Raw genomic sequence first — 14,337 nt, 5'->3', positions numbered from 1 at the left:
CACAGGGCACACTTAAGTGTGCCCTGGGGAGAATGAGAGTCATTGCCTGCAGGAAGGGATAGAATCACAGAACGAGACCTTCGGTGCATCTACGGGATGCGGGTGTGCGGACGCGGGACGCTGCAGGGGGGATCAGGCCACGCATTCGGCGGCGGCGGCGGGTCAGGACCAGACGCCGGGGATGGGGCGGCCGCAGTGCCTGCAGGCGCCGTTTTTCAGCCCCGAGGCGTCGACATGGTACGAGACGCGGGTAATGAGCGCCGTGCCGCATTTCGGGCACCATGTGGTTTCGCCGGGGTGGCCGGGGACGTTGCCGAGGTAGACGAATTCGAGCCCCTCCTTCAAGCCGATCCGGCGCGCCCGCTCGAGCGTGGCGACGGGTGTCGGCGGAAGGTTGCGCATCTTGTAGGTCGGGTGGTAGCGCGTGAAGTGCACCGGCACGCCCGCCCCGAGCTCCTGTTTCACCCAGCGGCAGAGCGCGGCGATCTCGTCGTCCCCGTCGTTGAGCGTGGGGACGAGCAGCACCACCAGTTCGTGCCAGGTGCCGGTTTGTTTCAGGAGCTTCAGCGTCGAGAGGACCGGCGCGAGCGCCCCGTCGCAGACCTCCCGGTAGAATTTCTCCGTAAACGCCTTCAGATCGACCTTCACCGCCGCGAGGTGGGGGAGGAGTTCGCGCATCGGTTCCTCCCTGATGAAGCCGTTCGTGATCATCACGCTGCGCATCCCCCGGCTCGCGCCGAGGCGCGCCGTCTCGCGCACGTACTCGTAGAAGACGACCGGCTCGGTGTAGGTGTAGGCGATGGCGGCGCTTCCGGCCGCCAAGGCGCGCTCGACGACCCGATCCGGGGGCATCTCCACCGACCGGACCTCCTCGGGCCCGGCCTGCGAGATCTGCCAGTTCTGGCAGAACTTGCACTCGATGTTGCAGCCGGCGGTGGCGATCGAGAAGGCGTTTGTCCCCGGGAGGAAGTGGAAGAGCGGCTTCTTCTCGATCGGGTCGTTATGCGAGGTGCAGGGGCGGCCGAAGACAAGCGTGTAGAGCTTTCCGCCGTCGTTGCGGCGGACGCGGCAGCGCCCGGCGAGGCCCGGCGCGATGACGCAGCCGCGCGGGCAGAGGCGGCAGCGCACGAGGCCGCCCTCCGCCGTTTCGTAGTACATCGCCTCGCGCGGCCCCTGCGCGCCCGCCGCGCCGAGGAGCCCGGGAAACGCCCCAAGCGCGCACGACGCCGCGCAGGAGCGGAGGATGAACTCCCGTCGTGTCATCATCGCGATCCGTCTCCTCCCGTATCCAGATTAGCAGAAAACGGCCGCGGCGGCAACCGCACGGGCCATCCTGTCATACCTCGATGATACGGTCCCCCTATGGACTCATTAGAAGTGTCCTCTAGAATGCCCCTCCGACAAGGGGGGGCAATGAAGGGAGGGACACTGGAGATGAGCCGGGGTGAGCGTGACAGGCTGCGGGTGATGGGGATGGTAAAGGTCGGGAAGATGCGGATGAGGAAGGCCGCGGAGCTGTTGGCGGTTAGTTATCGGCAGGCCGGGAGGATCTACAGGCGGTATGGCGAGGGGGAAGACAGGGGGCCGCTTGTTTCCAAGAGATCGTGGGGGGAAAGAAGAACCGACCCGCCCTCACCCCATCCCTCTCCCCCCATGCAGGGGGGGGAGAGGGAGGGCGCGCAGGGGACATTACCAATGGGTTAGCTGAGGGGACATTTCTAACGAGTGTTGACACCGCACGGGCCGTCCACGCGCGAAAGAAGGGGGATCGCACGCGGGCGGCATTATCGATGCGTTCGCGGAGACAAGGTCTCAATCGAGTGTTGACGGCGCGCAGGGCGTCCGCGGGAGGCCGTCGGACGCCTCGGCCCCGCCCGGTAGGTGCGCGAGAGGACGGTCGCGGGGTGTGCGAGCCCGTCATCCGGGGCGGGAAGATTCCCGGGGATTCGCCGATTCCGTTTGAAACGATCCGGGCGTGGTGTTAGACTAAGCCGATGAAAGACCGTTTCCTCCGCGGGATGGCCCCGATCGCCGCGGCTTTTCTCGCCTGTGTCGTCTGCCTGTCCGCCGGCGCCCGCGCCGACACCGTCACACTCAAGAAGGGCGGGAGCATCACCGGCGTCATCCTCAGCGAGAGCGAGAACTCGATCGAGATCAGATCCAACCTCGGCACCATCATCCTGTCCCGCGGCGCCATCAAGAGCATCCAGAAATCGCCGCCGGAGGACAACACCGAGCTCGAGTCCCAGTGGAGGAAGGAGAAGGCGGAGCACGAGCAGAAGGCGAAGGAGGCGCGGCGCTTCGAGGAGGAGCAGCGCGCGAAGGGGATGGTGAAGACCGACGCCGGCTGGGTCCCGCAGGAAAAAGCCGAGGAGGCGGAGCAGCGCGCCGAGGCGGACAGGGAACGCGAGGAGATGGCGAAGGCGATCGAGCAGCAACGGAAGGAACTGCAGGAGATGGATCAGCGGCTCAAGGAGATGGAGTCCCGCCTGGACCAGCGGCAGCGCGACCTCGAGTTCCGGGAGCAGCAGCTCGGTCTCCGGGAACAGAACCTTCTCCTCCAGCAGCAGAATCTCCAGCGCCAGGCCGAGCAGCTCTCGCGGGAGAAGCAGGACCGCCCGCAGAAGATCTTCGCCATCCCGCGGGTGGAGGTCTATCCACCTCCCCCCGAGTCGCGCTAGGCGGCCCCGCGCGCCGTCGGTTTCAGGAACGACGCCGGCGCGGGGCGGGGAGGAGCAGCGGCACCTCCTCGCGGTAGCGCGCGTACTCGGCGCCGAACCGCCGCAGCAACCCCGGCTCCTCGCAGGTGCGGTGGTACCAGATCTCGAATGCGCAGGCAGGCGGGAGAAGCGCCAGCACCGTGATGGAGTTGCGGAAGAAGGCGAGCGCGCCGAAGTAGAAGACGATGAGGCCGTACGCCATCGGGTTCCGCGTGAAGCGGTAGGGCCCCCCGGTCACCAGCTCCCGCGTGGGCGGCGCGAGCTCCCGCCCCAGGATCTCGTTCGGGTGTCCGCGCCCGTGGCGCACGAGGAAGAAGAAGGACCAGGCGATCCAGAACCACGCCCACACGAGCAGGGCCGCCCCGACCGTGGCGTGCCAGGGCGGCGGCACGAGCGGGGGGAGCCCGAAGGCGGCGTCGATACGGGGGCCGACCGAGGCAACGAGGACCGGGATCCCGACGCCGTAGATCGCCACGACCGCCACGTAGCTGAGGATCACCCTGCGACGCTGCTGCATGAAAGGCATTCTCTCACAGCCTCGCGGGGCGGTCAAACGGGACGTTGCCGCGGGGCGGCGGGAGGCGGGCGCCGTCCCGGCTCGCTGAGACGGAGGGGTCCGATGCCGGTCGAGGTGCGCATCCGGAGGATTCTCGTCACGCCGTCCTGCTGCGCGGTGTTCCTGGACGCCCCGGACAAGACGTTCCTCATCCACGTCGGCCGCGGGGTGGGGATGGCGATCTCGATGGCGATCGAGCATCTGCGCCCGCCGCGCCCCCTCAGCCACGATCTGATCATGAACGTCCTCGCGGGCCTCGGGGTGCGGGTGGAGCGCGTCGTGATCAACAATCTCCGGGGCGACACCTTCTACGCGCGTCTGTATCTCAGGGAGGAAAGCGAGCGGGGCACGCGCCTTGTGGAGGTGGACGCGCGTCCAAGCGACTGCCTCGCGCTCGCGGTGCAGGCGGGGGCCTCGATCCAGGTCGAGGAGTCAGTGCTGGACCGGGTGGAAAACGTGCGCGGGGCGCTCGAAGCGGGGGAGGGGGCTGATGAGTCGGCAGACGCGTAGCGCACTGGTCGCCGCCGCGTGCCTCGGGCTGGCGGGATGTTCGCAGACGGCGCAGGTGAAAATCGAGCGGCTCCGCCCGCCCCTCGCGGACGTCCGCGGGATACGGGAGCTGGCCGTGCTTCCGTTCGAGGACAGGGTGACGGGCACCGACGTAGGCGTCCTCGTAGCGGACCGGCTCGCCGGCGTCATCGTCAACACCGGGCGGTACCGGTTGATGCGGCCCGATCAGGCGGGGAAGCGCCTCGCGGCCGCGGGGATCAACTTCACCTATCCGCCCGACGCGGCGATGACGAGGAGGATCGGCGCCGCCCTCGGCGTGGATGCCGTCCTCTGCGGCGAACTGCAGCGGTTCAGCTTCGACGAATCCGGCAGGGTCGTGAAGTCCCGCGAGCGCATCTGGACGGATGGGCGGCCGGGGGAGCTCCAAACGGGTGGGGCGGCCTCCCCGGGCGCGCGGCAGGTGGAACGGCTGGTCGAGAAGAACGCCCTCAAGCGTTCCGCCGTCCTCGTGCTCGACATCCGCCTCGCGGACGCGTTCCTGGGGAACGTGATCTGCGCGGAGACGGAGTCGGAGTCGGACAGCTGGGAGGGGACGGGCGCGGCGGAGATCGCCAAGATCCCCGGCCGCGAGGTGATCTTCGAGCTCCTCCTCGACCGGGCGATCAAGGGGTTCGTGCGCCAGATCGCGGCCCACCCGATCGAGGAGGAGCGAGTGCTCGAGCGCGGCACATTCCACTCGACGATCCTGGGCGTCGAGCTCGCCAAGAACGACCTCTGGGACGAGGCGACGGAGAAGTGGCTCCAGGCGACGAAGGCGAAGCCGGAGGAGGCGGCGGCGTACTACAACCTCGGCGTCGCCTTCGAGCGCAGGGGGGTGCTCGACTACGCGTCCAAGGCGTACCAGAACGCCCTCGCGCGCAACCCGCAGTCGCAGCGCTACATCAAGGCGCTCGCCGCGCTCCAGAAGCTGATGAAGGACCTCGAGTGAACGAAACGCCCGGCGCGGCGCCTTATCCGGCGCGGCGGGCGGAGGGGAATTCGGCGTTCTCCACGAGAAGGGCGACGGCGTTGGCGCCCCCGAGGCAGATCACCGCGAGACCGAGTCGTTTCCGCGCATCCCTGAGGGCGTGCAGCAGCGTCACCAGGATCCTCGCGCCGCTCGCGCCCAGCGGGTGACCGAGCGCGAGCGTTCCGCCGCGGACATTCACCCGCGCGGGGTCCCAGTTGAGCTCCCGTCCGCAGACGACCCCCTCCACGGCGAACGAGTCGCCCAGCTCGACGAGATCTATCTCTTCGATCGAGAGCCCGCTCTTTGCGAGGAGTTTCCGCACGGCGGGCACCGGGGCCGCGAACGCCTCCTCGAGCTCCACCCCGGCGGTGCACCAGTCCAGGATGCGGGCGAGCGGGGCGATCCGATGCGCACGCGCGTATTCCTCGGAGGCCACGAGCACGGCGGCGGCCCCGTCCGATATCGGGGTGGCATTCCCCGCGGTGACGGTGCCGTCCTTCCGGAAGGCGGGCTTGAGCAGCGCGAGGCGCTCCATCGTGCAGTCGTGGCGGGGGCACTCGTCGCGGATAAACTGACCCTCGCCGTCGCGGGACACCGGGACGATCTCGGCGGCGAAAACCTCGCGGGCGATGCTCTCCGCCGCGCGCCGCTGCCCCTCGATCGCGTAGCGGTCCTGCTCCTCGCGCGACACCTCGTGCCTGCGGGCGAGCGACTCCGCGAAGACGCCCATCGGCTCCTTTTTGAACGCGCAGTGGAGGCCGTCGTGCCGCATCGCGCTGAGGGGCCTCCGCGCGGCAGCGTCGCGAAGCACCAGCTGCGGGGCGCGGCTCATGTTCTCCGCGCCCCCCGCGATCACCACTGCGCTCTCGCCCAGGGCGACGGCCTGGGCGGCGAGGCAGACGGCGCGGAGCCCCGAGCCGCACACCATATCCACGGTGAAGGCGGAGGAGCTGAACGGGATGCCGGCGAGGACGGCCGCCTGGCGGGCGGGGTTCTGGCCGAGGCCGGCCCCGATGACGTTGCCGAGGATGAGCTCGTCCACGTCCGCGGGCGGCACGTTCAGGCGCCGCAGAAGCTCCGCGGCGACCGTCCCCGCGAGGCGGGGGGCGGGGACCCCCTTGAGCCCGCCCTGGAACGATCCGAGGGCGGTCCTCAAGGCGCCGAGGATGACCGGTGTCTGCATAGGTGCCCCCCCCCGCGGACGATCAGATGCGAGGCGCAACGGCGCCTAGTATGGCACAACGCCGCGGGAGCGCAACCCGGAAAAACCGCTCCGCCGTTCCGCGGGACTGTGCTAGGATGGATCCGGGACAGGCCTGACGCACCGGAAGGAGGATGCGATGGCGCTCAAGAAACAGCTCTCCGTCACCGTGATCAACCAGGCCGGCGAAGGGGCCAAGCTCTGCGCCCTCCTCAAGGACGCCGGGATCAACATCGAGGCGATCTCGGTCTGCGAGTTCACGGAGGGCGGCGTCGTCCGTCTGGTCCCGGACGACGACCGCGAGGCGGCGCGGCTTTTTCGTGAGAAGGGGTACGGGGTTCTCGTGCGGGTGGTGTTCGCGCTCACCCTCGACGACCGGCCGGGCGCGCTCGGCGAGGCCATGGCGCGCCTGGCGAAGGCGCGCGTCAACGTCAACTACTGCTACGGGAGCCACCCCCCCGGGGGAGGGAGTGCGGTCATCATATTCGCCGTGGACGACGCGGTGAAGGCGGATATGCTCTTCGCGGGCGACGCATAGCGCCGCGCCGCGGACCGTGGAAAATGGAAAACCCTCCGCGAGGAGGGTTTTCCGCGTTCCGACGAATCGGTGTCTGGTCAGACGGACTTCTTCAGATCCGCGCTCGGCTTGAACCCGACCGCCTTGCGGGCCTTGATCGTGATCGTCGCGCCGGTCTGCGGGTTGCGGCCCTTGCGCGCCGGGCGATTCTTCACCCTGAACGTCCCGAAGCCCACGAGGCTGACGACCTGGGTCTTCTTGAGCCCCTTCGCGATCCCGTCGAGGACGGCCTGCAGGACTCTCGCCGCCGCCGCCTTCGTCTCCGCTCCGGAGTTCTTGTTCGCCACAATGGCTTCGATCAACTCGGCTCTGTTCATCCACACCCCTCCTTTCAGATTGTCGTATTCTACAGGAACCCGCGAAGAATGCAAGAAAAAAGCGCATTCCGGCGGTGCGGCGGGCGCGCCCTCCGCGCCGGCGGGAGGGGGGCGGGGGGTCAGAGCGGCGCGCGGCCTTCGAGGGCCCTCTTGATGGTGACCTCGTCGCTGAAGTCGAGGCTGCTCCCCATCGGGATGCCGTGCGCGATGCGGGTCACCCTGGCCGCGAACGGCTTCAGAACGCGGGAGAGATAGAGCGCCGTCGCCTCCCCCTCGACGTCGGAGCCGGTGGCGATGATCACCTCCGCGACGCCGCCCCGCTTCACCCTGGCCACGAGCTCATCGATGCGCAGCGACTCCGGCCCGACGCCGTCGAGCGGGGCGATTTTTCCCATCAGGACGTGGTAGAGCCCGCGGTACCCTCCCGACTTCTCCACCGCCATCATGTCGGCGGGGCGCTCGACGACGCAGAGCGTTGCCGGGTCGCGGCGCGCGTCGGAGCAGACGGGGCACGGGTCGCTCTCCGCCACGCTGTAGCAGACCGAGCAGTGGTGGATCTTCTTCCTGACCTCGCGCAGGGCCTCGGCGAGCCGGTCGCAGTCGGCGGCCGGCGCCTTGAGGAGGTGGAAGACGATCCGTTCGGCGCTGCGCGGACCGATGCCGGGGAGCTTGATCAGCTCCTCGATGAGCCGGGCGATGGAGAGGGGGTATCGCATGGGCATCCGGCGGTGCGACGGGCGCGCCCCTCAGTGCTGACCGTGCAGGTTCGCGAGGGTGCGCATCGCGTCGGCGGCGAGTTTCTGGACCCGTTCCCTGGCCTGATTCACCGCGGCGAGGACCAGGCCGCCGAGGGCCTCCGCGTCGCCGCGCGCGAGGAGCTCGGGGGATATCGTCAGGCGCGTGAGCTTCATCTGCCCGTCCATCACCGCCCTGACCGCCCCTTTCCCGGCCGTGCCTTCCGCCTCGATTGCCGCGAGCCCTTCGTTGATTTTTCCCATCTCGCGCTTGAGCTGATGCGCCTGCTTGAGCATTCCGAACAGGTTCTGCATCCGTCGTCCTTTCCCGAGCCCCGGTCCGCTATCTCTTCACTTCCACGACCTGCGCCTTGAACATCTCGATCGCCGATTGGATCATCGGGTTCTTCTTCAGGTTCTGGATCTCCTTGCGCGGGGCGGCGGGGCGCCCGGGCCCCTCCTCCTTCGCCGCTTTCCTGACGATGCTGAACTTCACGCCGATCTCCCCGCCGAGCCGCTCGCCGAGCACCCGTTTCACGAGCCCCTTGCTGCCGGGGTGCTCCAGCGAGTCGCACTGGTAGGCGCGCTCCTCGGGAAACTCGATCCGAAGCACCCCGTCCTCGAAGGCGACCGGCGTCCCCTCGATGAGGCAGGACTTGAGCATGGGCCTCACCATCCCGACCCGGTCGAGGACGTCGTGCCAGATCTCCCGCACGCGCGCCAGCAGCTCCTCCGACTTCATCGCAACAGCGGGCCGCGAGGCGGCCCCGGGGTTCTGCTCCGCCCCCGGCGCGTCGTGTGCCGGCCGTTCCCGGGGCTCGCCGCCCGCGGGCGGGATCGGAACCGCGACCGCGCCTCGAGGCCGCGCGGGGTGGGAAACGGCCTCTTGGGGAGGGACGCGGTGCGGACCGCTCGGCCGTTCCTTCCTCTCCGCCTCCCGGCTGCGGGCGATGAACGGCGGCGGATCGCCCCCGGACGGCTCCGGCCGCGGGGGCCGTCCGCCGCGGCCGCCCGGGGCGGGGCCGCCGTCCCTCCCGCCGAGCCGCTCCTCGAGGAGGCGGATCTTCTCCAGCAGTTCCCCCACCGAGGCGAGTTCCCCGGAGCGCGCGGCCTTCAGGAAGGCGAGCTCAATCAGGATCCGCGGCGAGAGGGAGCGCCGCATCCGCCCCTCCGCCTTTGTGAACAGGTCGAGCACGTAGAGTAGCCGGTCGAGCGCGAACCGTTCCCCGTAATCCTTGACCGCCTTCCACGACTCGGCCGAGAGGCCCGCCGCGTGTTCGTCCCCGCCGAGCGTACGGGAGAGCAGGATCGACCGCAGGTAGCCGATCCAGTCCGAGAAAAAGAGGGTGAGCTCCTTGCCCTCCGACGCGATCGCGTCGATGAGCTCGAGACCCCGGCGGCAGTCGCCGGCGATGAGCGCCTCGGTGATGTCGCGCAGCACCGACTCGCGCACCATCCCGAGCATCGCGATCACCTTCTCCCCGGTGACCGTCCCCTCGGCGAACGAGACGAGCTGGTCGAGGATGCTCTCGGCGTCCCGCATGCTCCCCTGCGCGTAGCGGGCGATGGCGAAACGGGCCTCCTCGTCGATCTTGATCTTCTCGGAGGCGGCGATGCGGGCGAGGTGGTCCACGAGCTCCCCGATTGAAATCGCCCGCAGATCAAAACGCTGGCAGCGGGAGAGGATCGTCGACGGCACCTTGTACGGCTCGGTGGTGGCGAAGAAGAACTTCACGTGCGCCGGGGGTTCCTCGAGCGTCTTGAGGAGCGCGTTGAACGCGTCGGAGGTGATCTGGTGCACCTCGTCGATGATGTAGATCTTGTAGCGGCTCGACGCGGGGGCGAACTTCACGTTCTCCCGCAGCTCGCGGATCTGCTCGATGCCGCGGTTCGAGGCGCCGTCGATCTCGAGGACGTCCAAACTGTTGCCGGCCACTATCGCCGTGCAGGAAGGGCACGCGTCGCAGGGGGAGTCGGTCGGGCCCTTGGCGCAGTTGAGCGCCTTGGCGAGGATGCGGGCGGTGCTCGTCTTCCCGATCCCGCGGGGGCCGGTGAACAGGTACGAGTGCCCCACCCGGTTCCTGGCGATGGCGTTCTTCAGGGTCGTGGTGACGTGCCCCTGTCCCACCACCTCGTCGAACTGCTGCGGACGCCACTTGCGCGCGAGTACCTGGTATTCCATTGCGTTGCCCCCGTCCCCGTTACCGGCGCCCCGGGAGGGGCGCCGCCGCGGCGCCCGGCGTCGGCGCGCCGCCCGCCCCTCCCCGCGCCCTGAAGCCCTCGAGCACCTTCTCGAAGTCGCCGAGGTGCTTCAAAAAGAGGGCGGGCGTCGAGGTGTAGGTGACGGTGTAGAAGGTGTCGCCCTTGACGAAGAGGACCTGGGCGTTCTGCATCGCGAGCACAGGGCCGCCGAAATTAAGGGCGTAGCGGGCGGAGATGCGGTAGGCGCGCGCGCCGTCCACCTCGCTCCACTCCTCGGCGGTGACCTCGTAGCCGGGGATGGAGCCCTTGAACATCTCCTTCGCCTCGGCGGCCTCCCTCTCCGTGATGTCGCGCGTGGCGCCCGCCGGCGCCGTCGCGATGGAGATGTTCACGCCGGGATCGGCGTCGCAGGCGAGGGTGAGGTCCACGCGCGGGGACGCCCCCGCGGCCTCCGACCACCCGGCGGGGCGGAGGAGCGTGTAGGCGCCACGCTCGACGAGGGCGGACGCCGCCTCCGGCTTCTTCGCGTGGGACGGCCCCTCGGCGAAGGCGGCCGCGGCGAGGGCGAGCGCCGACGCGAGGAGGAGGCTCGCGCGCACTCCGAAAGGGGAAGACGCGTGCATGGACTCGACTGTCTCCTGGGATCCTACCGCGCTCCGGTCTCGATCCGGTCCTTCCACTCGCCCATCCGGGTCTTCATCCGGTCCATCGCGCCCGGCGTGGGGGTGTGGGCTTCGTTGAGGAATATGGCGACGCTCCTGGCCGCCTTCTGCATCAACGTGGTTTCGTCGCCGCGGAAGATCGTGGTGAGACGGCCCCGCGCGATGCAGCGGCCGAGTTCCGTTCCGTCGGCCTTGTCCTTGACGTACGTGTTGACCGAGAAGAGGGCGGACTTGCTCAGCGCCCGCTTCGCGCCCTTCTCGGGCTGCTTGTAGTCGATGATCGTCCCCCCGACGAGGAGCGTCTTCTCGGCCGGCGCGCCCGCCTCGACCGGCCCCACGCTCGGGAAGAGCCCGCGCTCCCGGACGGCGGCGATCACCTCGGCCTGGAGGCCGTCCACGAGCGCCGCGGGCACCAGCCCGCCCACCCCGCTCGTGAATCTCTCCACCTGCACCGCCCGGTATCCCCGCACGTCCGCGGTGATCGGCTGGATCGGCTCGACATCCGCCTTCTGGCCCGTCATCTCCTCGAAGCCCATCTTCGCGGCCGAGAAGCAGCCCGCCATGCAGACCAGGAGCGACGCCGCGCACAGCAGACGCACCGCGCATCTCATACCCGGCTCCTTTTCGTCGAGGATTGCAGCCGCCGGATTCGCCCCGTGACGGCGTCCCGGACAAGGATAGCCCAGGCGCGTCTCGTGCGTCAAGAGGCCGTGCGGATTCCGGGGGGCACGCGGATACCAGGGGCGGATCTCAACTGGACGCTACCGCGCGGCTTCGTGGGCGGACCGCGCCGATTGGCTCAACAGGCGCGGGTGGGTGCGCGGTCCCCGCTGGTCGAAGATGAAGCACGGACAGGGGCTTTCGCCCCTGTCCGTGAAGGATGGCGACCCCACCGGGATTCGAACCCGGGTTGTCGGATCGAAAATCCGAAGTCCTAGGCCTCTGGACGATGGGGTCGCGACTGCAGTTTCTCGTTGATAGTTTCTAGTTTCTCGGGATATTGTACCTGTGATGCCCTACTGAAAGAGGCTCGGGTCGTCGCGCACCTCCCTGCGGAGCTCCCGCGCCTCGACCGATTGTATCAGCTTCACCAGCATCTTGCAGATCGCCTCACAGTGCTCTCTCCCTGCCGCAAGTTCTCCGTCGTCGATCTGCGCCTGCCTCCGGGCGATCGTGAGGGGTGGCACGCATTCCTTCGCCGAGTCGAGGGCGTATGAATAGTACTTGATCTTCTCCCGGTGCGACAGCTTGCCCGCTCCCTCCGCGATGTTGTTGGCGATCGACACCACCGCGCGCTGCAACTGGTCGGCGACAGAGCTCCGGTATTCCGGGGCCATCCTCCGGCACAGGGGAAAAACAAAGTCCGCGAACTCGAGCGCGCGCCGGTAGACGGTCAGCTTTTCGAAATCGAAAAAGCCCTTCTCCTCCGCCATCCGCGCCTCTCTCTCCCCATCCCGAGGATTCGCACCCGCCTCTTCTTCCGTTATCCCTATCCCCCTAGAAACGAGAAACGAGAAACTATCAACGGTAGTACTGGTGAGGGCGGGAGGGATCGAACCTCCGACCAACTGCTTAAAAGGCAGCTGCTCTACCGCTGAGCTACGCCCCCTAAAGGCGGCAAAGAAACAAGGTGCAGCGTGCAGGGAGACAACAGATGCATTCAAGGATCTCCCGCCCCCCGATGCATCCGTTTCCGGGTCGAAGCCGGGGGCCGCGGGCGAGACGCGTCAGATCTCCAGTATATCCTTCTCCTTCTTGGCGAGGAGGCGGTCGATCTCCTTGATGTACTCGTCGGTCTTCTCCTGCACCCTCTTCTCGGCCTTGACCATCTCGTCCTCGGGGATCTTCCCCTCCTTCTGGAGGCGCTTGAGCTGCTCGTTCGCCTCGCGGCGCACGTTCCGTATCGCGACTCGCCCCTCCTCCGCCCGGTGCTTCACGACCTTGTCGAGCTCCTTGCGGCGCTCCTCGCTGAGCTCCGGGATCGGGACGCGCAGGATGCGCCCGTCGCGCACCGGGGTGACGCCGAGCTTGGACTTGAGGATCGCCTTCTCCATCGCGTCCACGGCGCTCGGGTCCCACGACTGGATGACGATCAGGCGCGGCTCGGGCGTCGAGATGCCGGCGATCTGCCGCAGGCGCGTCTGGGTCCCGTGGTAGTCCACCACGATATTCTCGACCAGCGCGGCCGACGCCTTGCCGGTCCGGACGGCGGAGAAGTCGTGCTCCACGACCTCCGCCGTCTTCATCATCTTCAGCTCCATCTCCTCCAGGATCTGTTCCGACGTCATAGGCGTATCCTCCGCGCGCGACAAGGAGGGCGCGACCGACCGAGTCCTCGTCACGGCACTATGGTATCAGAATATCGGGGGTGTTGCTCCGCTTTCGTTCATCCGGCGGGGGAGGAGGGTCAGATGAAATCGGAGACGGCCTCTCCGCGCCGCGCCGCTCGCCGGGCGATGCGCGTGCGGGGCGCGTCGCTCACGAGCGTCCCCACCTCGCGCCCCCTCAGCACCCGCGCGATGTTGCCCGCCGTGCCGAGATTGAAGACCACGATCGGCAGTCCCGTGTCCATGCAGAGTGAGACGGCGGTCGAGTCCATCACCTTCAGGTTCTTCCGGAGCACGTCCAGGTAGCTCAGGTGCCGGTACATCCGCGCTCCGCGCACCCTGACCGGGTCGGCCGAGTAGACGCCGTTCACCTTGGTGGCCTTCAGCAAAACCTCCGCCCCGATCTCGGACGCCCTAAGCGCCGCGGCGGTGTCGGTGGAGAAGTACGGGTTCCCGGTGCCGCCGACGAAGATCACCACGCGTCCCTTCTCGAGGTGGCGGATGGCGCGGCGCCGGATGTACGGTTCGGCGAGCTCCTGCATCGCGATCGCCGTCTGAAGGCGCGTCGGGACCCCCGCCTTTTCAAGGCCGCCCTGCAGGGCGAGGCCGTTGATGACGGTGGCGAGCATACCCATGTAGTCGCCGGTCGTGCGGTCGAGCCCCTGGGCGTGCGCCTCGAGGCCGCGGAAGATGTTGCCGCCGCCGATGACGAGGCCCACCTGCACGCCGAGGCGGTGGGCGGCGCGGATCTCATGGCCGAGGTAGTGGACCGCCGCCGGGTCGATGCCGTGGCCCTGCGCGCCGCGGAGGAACTCTCCGCTCATCTTCAAGACGACGCGCCGGTACCGCGCCTTCGAGGAGCGTTGTTTCATCGGACCCCCTCCGCGGCGCCCCGTGGTCCCGGTGCCGAATCCCCGGGCTCAGGCGCCGAGCTGGTAACGGGTGAAGCGCTTGATGACGATGTTCTCGCCGAGCTTGGCGATCAGATCCGTCAGCAGCTCCCGGATCTTCCTCCCCTCGTGCTCGGGGCGCACCGACGGCTGCTCGAGCAGGCAGCATGTCTCGTAGAACTTCGCGAGCCGCCCCTGGACGATCTTCTCGACGATCTGTGGCGGCTTGCCCTTCACCTGGGCCGCGAGCACCTCCTTCTCCCGCCCGAGCACCTCCTCGGGGACCTCGGAGGAGGCCAGGTAGGTCGGCGCCGCGGAGGCGATCTGGAGCGTCACGAGCTTCACGAACTCCTTGAAGTCGGCGTTCCGCGCGACGAAGTCCGTCTCGCAGTTGACCTCGACCATCACGCCGATCTTGTCGCCGTGATGGATGTAGGCGCCGATGACCCCCTCGGCCGCGGCGCGCCCCGCCTTCTTGGCGGCGATCGCGAGCCCGCTCTTCCGGAGGTAATCGATCGCCTTCTGCACATCGCCCCCCGTAGCCGCGAGGGCCCGCTTGCAGTCCATCAGACCCGCGTTCGTCTTCTCGCGCAACTCCTTTACCATCTCTGCCGTGACCTGCACGTTCGTTC

The 14,337-nt window shown here is 68.4% G+C and carries 18 protein-coding genes and 2 tRNA genes; 5 read left to right on the top strand and 15 right to left on the bottom strand.

All coding sequences use genetic code 11. From position 1 onward, the window contains the following. Window positions 1-162 precede the first annotated feature (162 nt). Complete coding sequence (amrS, locus tag GXY35_09295; GenBank protein ID NLW94771.1) at window positions 163-1,263, bottom strand: AmmeMemoRadiSam system radical SAM enzyme; 1,101 nt, start codon at window positions 1,261-1,263, stop codon at window positions 163-165. A 150-nt stretch (window positions 1,264-1,413) separates the two neighbouring features. Here amrS and GXY35_09290 point away from each other — a divergent pair, with 150 nt between their 5' ends. Then, window positions 1,414-1,704: a hypothetical protein gene (locus GXY35_09290; protein NLW94770.1), complete on the top strand. Its 291-nt coding sequence runs from the start codon at window positions 1,414-1,416 to the stop codon at window positions 1,702-1,704. Between the two features lie 290 nt (window positions 1,705-1,994). Further along, the gene (locus GXY35_09285; GenBank protein ID NLW94769.1) at window positions 1,995-2,681 is read left to right on the top strand and encodes a hypothetical protein; all 687 of its coding nucleotides are present in this window, start codon (window positions 1,995-1,997) and stop codon (window positions 2,679-2,681) included. A 22-nt stretch (window positions 2,682-2,703) separates the two neighbouring features. Here GXY35_09285 and GXY35_09280 read toward each other — a convergent pair whose 3' ends face one another. Continuing rightward, window positions 2,704-3,237: an isoprenylcysteine carboxylmethyltransferase family protein gene (locus GXY35_09280; GenBank protein ID NLW94768.1), complete on the bottom strand. Its 534-nt coding sequence runs from the start codon at window positions 3,235-3,237 to the stop codon at window positions 2,704-2,706. A gap of 102 nt (window positions 3,238-3,339) precedes the next feature. Between GXY35_09280 and GXY35_09275 the strand changes: the two genes are divergently transcribed. Further along, complete coding sequence (locus GXY35_09275) at window positions 3,340-3,786, top strand: bifunctional nuclease family protein (GenBank protein NLW94767.1); 447 nt, start codon at window positions 3,340-3,342, stop codon at window positions 3,784-3,786. After that, window positions 3,767-4,774 (top strand): hypothetical protein, encoded by a 1,008-nt coding sequence (locus GXY35_09270; protein ID NLW94766.1) that lies wholly within the window; start codon window positions 3,767-3,769, stop codon window positions 4,772-4,774. Before GXY35_09275 ends, GXY35_09270 begins: the two co-directional genes overlap by 20 nt. 22 nt (window positions 4,775-4,796) lie before the next feature. Here the strand turns inward: GXY35_09270 and GXY35_09265 are convergent, their stop codons facing one another. After that, window positions 4,797-5,978 (bottom strand): thiolase family protein, encoded by a 1,182-nt coding sequence (locus GXY35_09265; GenBank protein NLW94765.1) that lies wholly within the window; start codon window positions 5,976-5,978, stop codon window positions 4,797-4,799. 157 nt (window positions 5,979-6,135) lie between these two features. Here GXY35_09265 and GXY35_09260 point away from each other — a divergent pair, with 157 nt between their 5' ends. Beyond that, window positions 6,136-6,534 carry a hypothetical protein gene (locus GXY35_09260; protein ID NLW94764.1) on the top strand — a complete coding sequence of 133 codons (399 nt, stop codon included), beginning with the start codon at window positions 6,136-6,138 and terminating at the stop codon, window positions 6,532-6,534. Window positions 6,535-6,611: 77 nt separating this feature from the next. Here GXY35_09260 and GXY35_09255 read toward each other — a convergent pair whose 3' ends face one another. From GXY35_09255 to tsf, 12 genes are all read right to left on the bottom strand, one after another. Then, a complete protein-coding gene (locus tag GXY35_09255) occupies window positions 6,612-6,890 on the bottom strand; it encodes an HU family DNA-binding protein (protein NLW94763.1) in 279 nt (92 codons plus the stop codon). A gap of 119 nt (window positions 6,891-7,009) precedes the next feature. Next, window positions 7,010-7,606 (bottom strand): recombination protein RecR, encoded by a 597-nt coding sequence (recR, locus tag GXY35_09250; GenBank protein NLW94762.1) that lies wholly within the window; start codon window positions 7,604-7,606, stop codon window positions 7,010-7,012. A gap of 30 nt (window positions 7,607-7,636) precedes the next feature. Beyond that, window positions 7,637-7,939: a YbaB/EbfC family nucleoid-associated protein gene (locus GXY35_09245; GenBank protein ID NLW94761.1), complete on the bottom strand. Its 303-nt coding sequence runs from the start codon at window positions 7,937-7,939 to the stop codon at window positions 7,637-7,639. Between the two features lie 28 nt (window positions 7,940-7,967). Beyond that, a complete protein-coding gene (gene dnaX / locus GXY35_09240; GenBank protein ID NLW94760.1) occupies window positions 7,968-9,806 on the bottom strand; it encodes a DNA polymerase III subunit gamma/tau in 1,839 nt (612 codons plus the stop codon). Window positions 9,807-9,825: 19 nt separating this feature from the next. Next, window positions 9,826-10,449, bottom strand: a complete 624-nt coding sequence (locus GXY35_09235; GenBank protein NLW94759.1) for a DUF1795 domain-containing protein — start codon at window positions 10,447-10,449, stop codon at window positions 9,826-9,828. 23 nt (window positions 10,450-10,472) lie between these two features. After that, window positions 10,473-11,099, bottom strand: a complete 627-nt coding sequence (locus tag GXY35_09230; GenBank protein ID NLW94758.1) for a hypothetical protein — start codon at window positions 11,097-11,099, stop codon at window positions 10,473-10,475. Window positions 11,100-11,369: 270 nt separating this feature from the next. Then, window positions 11,370-11,445: transfer RNA gene (locus GXY35_09225), tRNA-Glu, on the bottom strand. A gap of 59 nt (window positions 11,446-11,504) precedes the next feature. After that, a complete protein-coding gene (locus tag GXY35_09220; GenBank protein NLW94757.1) occupies window positions 11,505-11,921 on the bottom strand; it encodes a four helix bundle protein in 417 nt (138 codons plus the stop codon). 101 nt (window positions 11,922-12,022) lie between these two features. Further along, a tRNA-Lys gene (locus GXY35_09215) sits at window positions 12,023-12,097 on the bottom strand. A 118-nt stretch (window positions 12,098-12,215) separates the two neighbouring features. Further along, window positions 12,216-12,776: a ribosome recycling factor gene (frr, locus tag GXY35_09210; GenBank protein NLW94756.1), complete on the bottom strand. Its 561-nt coding sequence runs from the start codon at window positions 12,774-12,776 to the stop codon at window positions 12,216-12,218. Window positions 12,777-12,895: 119 nt separating this feature from the next. Then, window positions 12,896-13,687: a UMP kinase gene (locus GXY35_09205; GenBank protein NLW94755.1), complete on the bottom strand. Its 792-nt coding sequence runs from the start codon at window positions 13,685-13,687 to the stop codon at window positions 12,896-12,898. 48 nt (window positions 13,688-13,735) lie between these two features. After that, the gene (tsf, locus tag GXY35_09200; GenBank protein ID NLW94754.1) at window positions 13,736-14,311 is read right to left on the bottom strand and encodes a translation elongation factor Ts; all 576 of its coding nucleotides are present in this window, start codon (window positions 14,309-14,311) and stop codon (window positions 13,736-13,738) included. Between the last annotated feature and the right edge of the window lie 26 nt (window positions 14,312-14,337).

The sequence above is a fragment of the Chlamydiota bacterium genome (genome assembly GCA_012729785.1).
In the GTDB taxonomy this organism is placed as follows: Bacteria; Auribacterota; Tritonobacteria; order UBA1439; family UBA1439; genus UBA1439.
This window is presented reverse-complemented; position numbering and strand designations above follow the sequence as displayed.

Bases quoted from the DNA above. Each gene is read 5' to 3' on its own strand.
- amrS (NLW94771.1), bottom strand. From the start codon at position 1,263: ATGACACGACGGGAGTTCATCCTCCGCTCCTGCGCGGCGTCGTGCGCG.
- GXY35_09290 (NLW94770.1), top strand. From the start codon at position 1,414: ATGAAGGGAGGGACACTGGAGATGAGCCGGGGTGAGCGTGACAGGCTG.
- GXY35_09285 (NLW94769.1), top strand. From the start codon at position 1,995: ATGAAAGACCGTTTCCTCCGCGGGATGGCCCCGATCGCCGCGGCTTTT.
- GXY35_09280 (NLW94768.1), bottom strand. From the start codon at position 3,237: ATGCAGCAGCGTCGCAGGGTGATCCTCAGCTACGTGGCGGTCGTGGCG.
- GXY35_09275 (NLW94767.1), top strand. From the start codon at position 3,340: ATGCCGGTCGAGGTGCGCATCCGGAGGATTCTCGTCACGCCGTCCTGC.
- GXY35_09270 (NLW94766.1), top strand. From the start codon at position 3,767: ATGAGTCGGCAGACGCGTAGCGCACTGGTCGCCGCCGCGTGCCTCGGG.
- GXY35_09265 (NLW94765.1), bottom strand. From the start codon at position 5,978: ATGCAGACACCGGTCATCCTCGGCGCCTTGAGGACCGCCCTCGGATCG.
- GXY35_09260 (NLW94764.1), top strand. From the start codon at position 6,136: ATGGCGCTCAAGAAACAGCTCTCCGTCACCGTGATCAACCAGGCCGGC.
- GXY35_09255 (NLW94763.1), bottom strand. From the start codon at position 6,890: ATGAACAGAGCCGAGTTGATCGAAGCCATTGTGGCGAACAAGAACTCC.
- recR (NLW94762.1), bottom strand. From the start codon at position 7,606: ATGCGATACCCCCTCTCCATCGCCCGGCTCATCGAGGAGCTGATCAAG.
- GXY35_09245 (NLW94761.1), bottom strand. From the start codon at position 7,939: ATGCAGAACCTGTTCGGAATGCTCAAGCAGGCGCATCAGCTCAAGCGC.
- dnaX (NLW94760.1), bottom strand. From the start codon at position 9,806: ATGGAATACCAGGTACTCGCGCGCAAGTGGCGTCCGCAGCAGTTCGAC.
- GXY35_09235 (NLW94759.1), bottom strand. From the start codon at position 10,449: ATGCACGCGTCTTCCCCTTTCGGAGTGCGCGCGAGCCTCCTCCTCGCG.
- GXY35_09230 (NLW94758.1), bottom strand. From the start codon at position 11,099: ATGAGATGCGCGGTGCGTCTGCTGTGCGCGGCGTCGCTCCTGGTCTGC.
- GXY35_09220 (NLW94757.1), bottom strand. From the start codon at position 11,921: ATGGCGGAGGAGAAGGGCTTTTTCGATTTCGAAAAGCTGACCGTCTAC.
- frr (NLW94756.1), bottom strand. From the start codon at position 12,776: ATGACGTCGGAACAGATCCTGGAGGAGATGGAGCTGAAGATGATGAAG.
- GXY35_09205 (NLW94755.1), bottom strand. From the start codon at position 13,687: ATGAAACAACGCTCCTCGAAGGCGCGGTACCGGCGCGTCGTCTTGAAG.
- tsf (NLW94754.1), bottom strand. From the start codon at position 14,311: ATGGTAAAGGAGTTGCGCGAGAAGACGAACGCGGGTCTGATGGACTGC.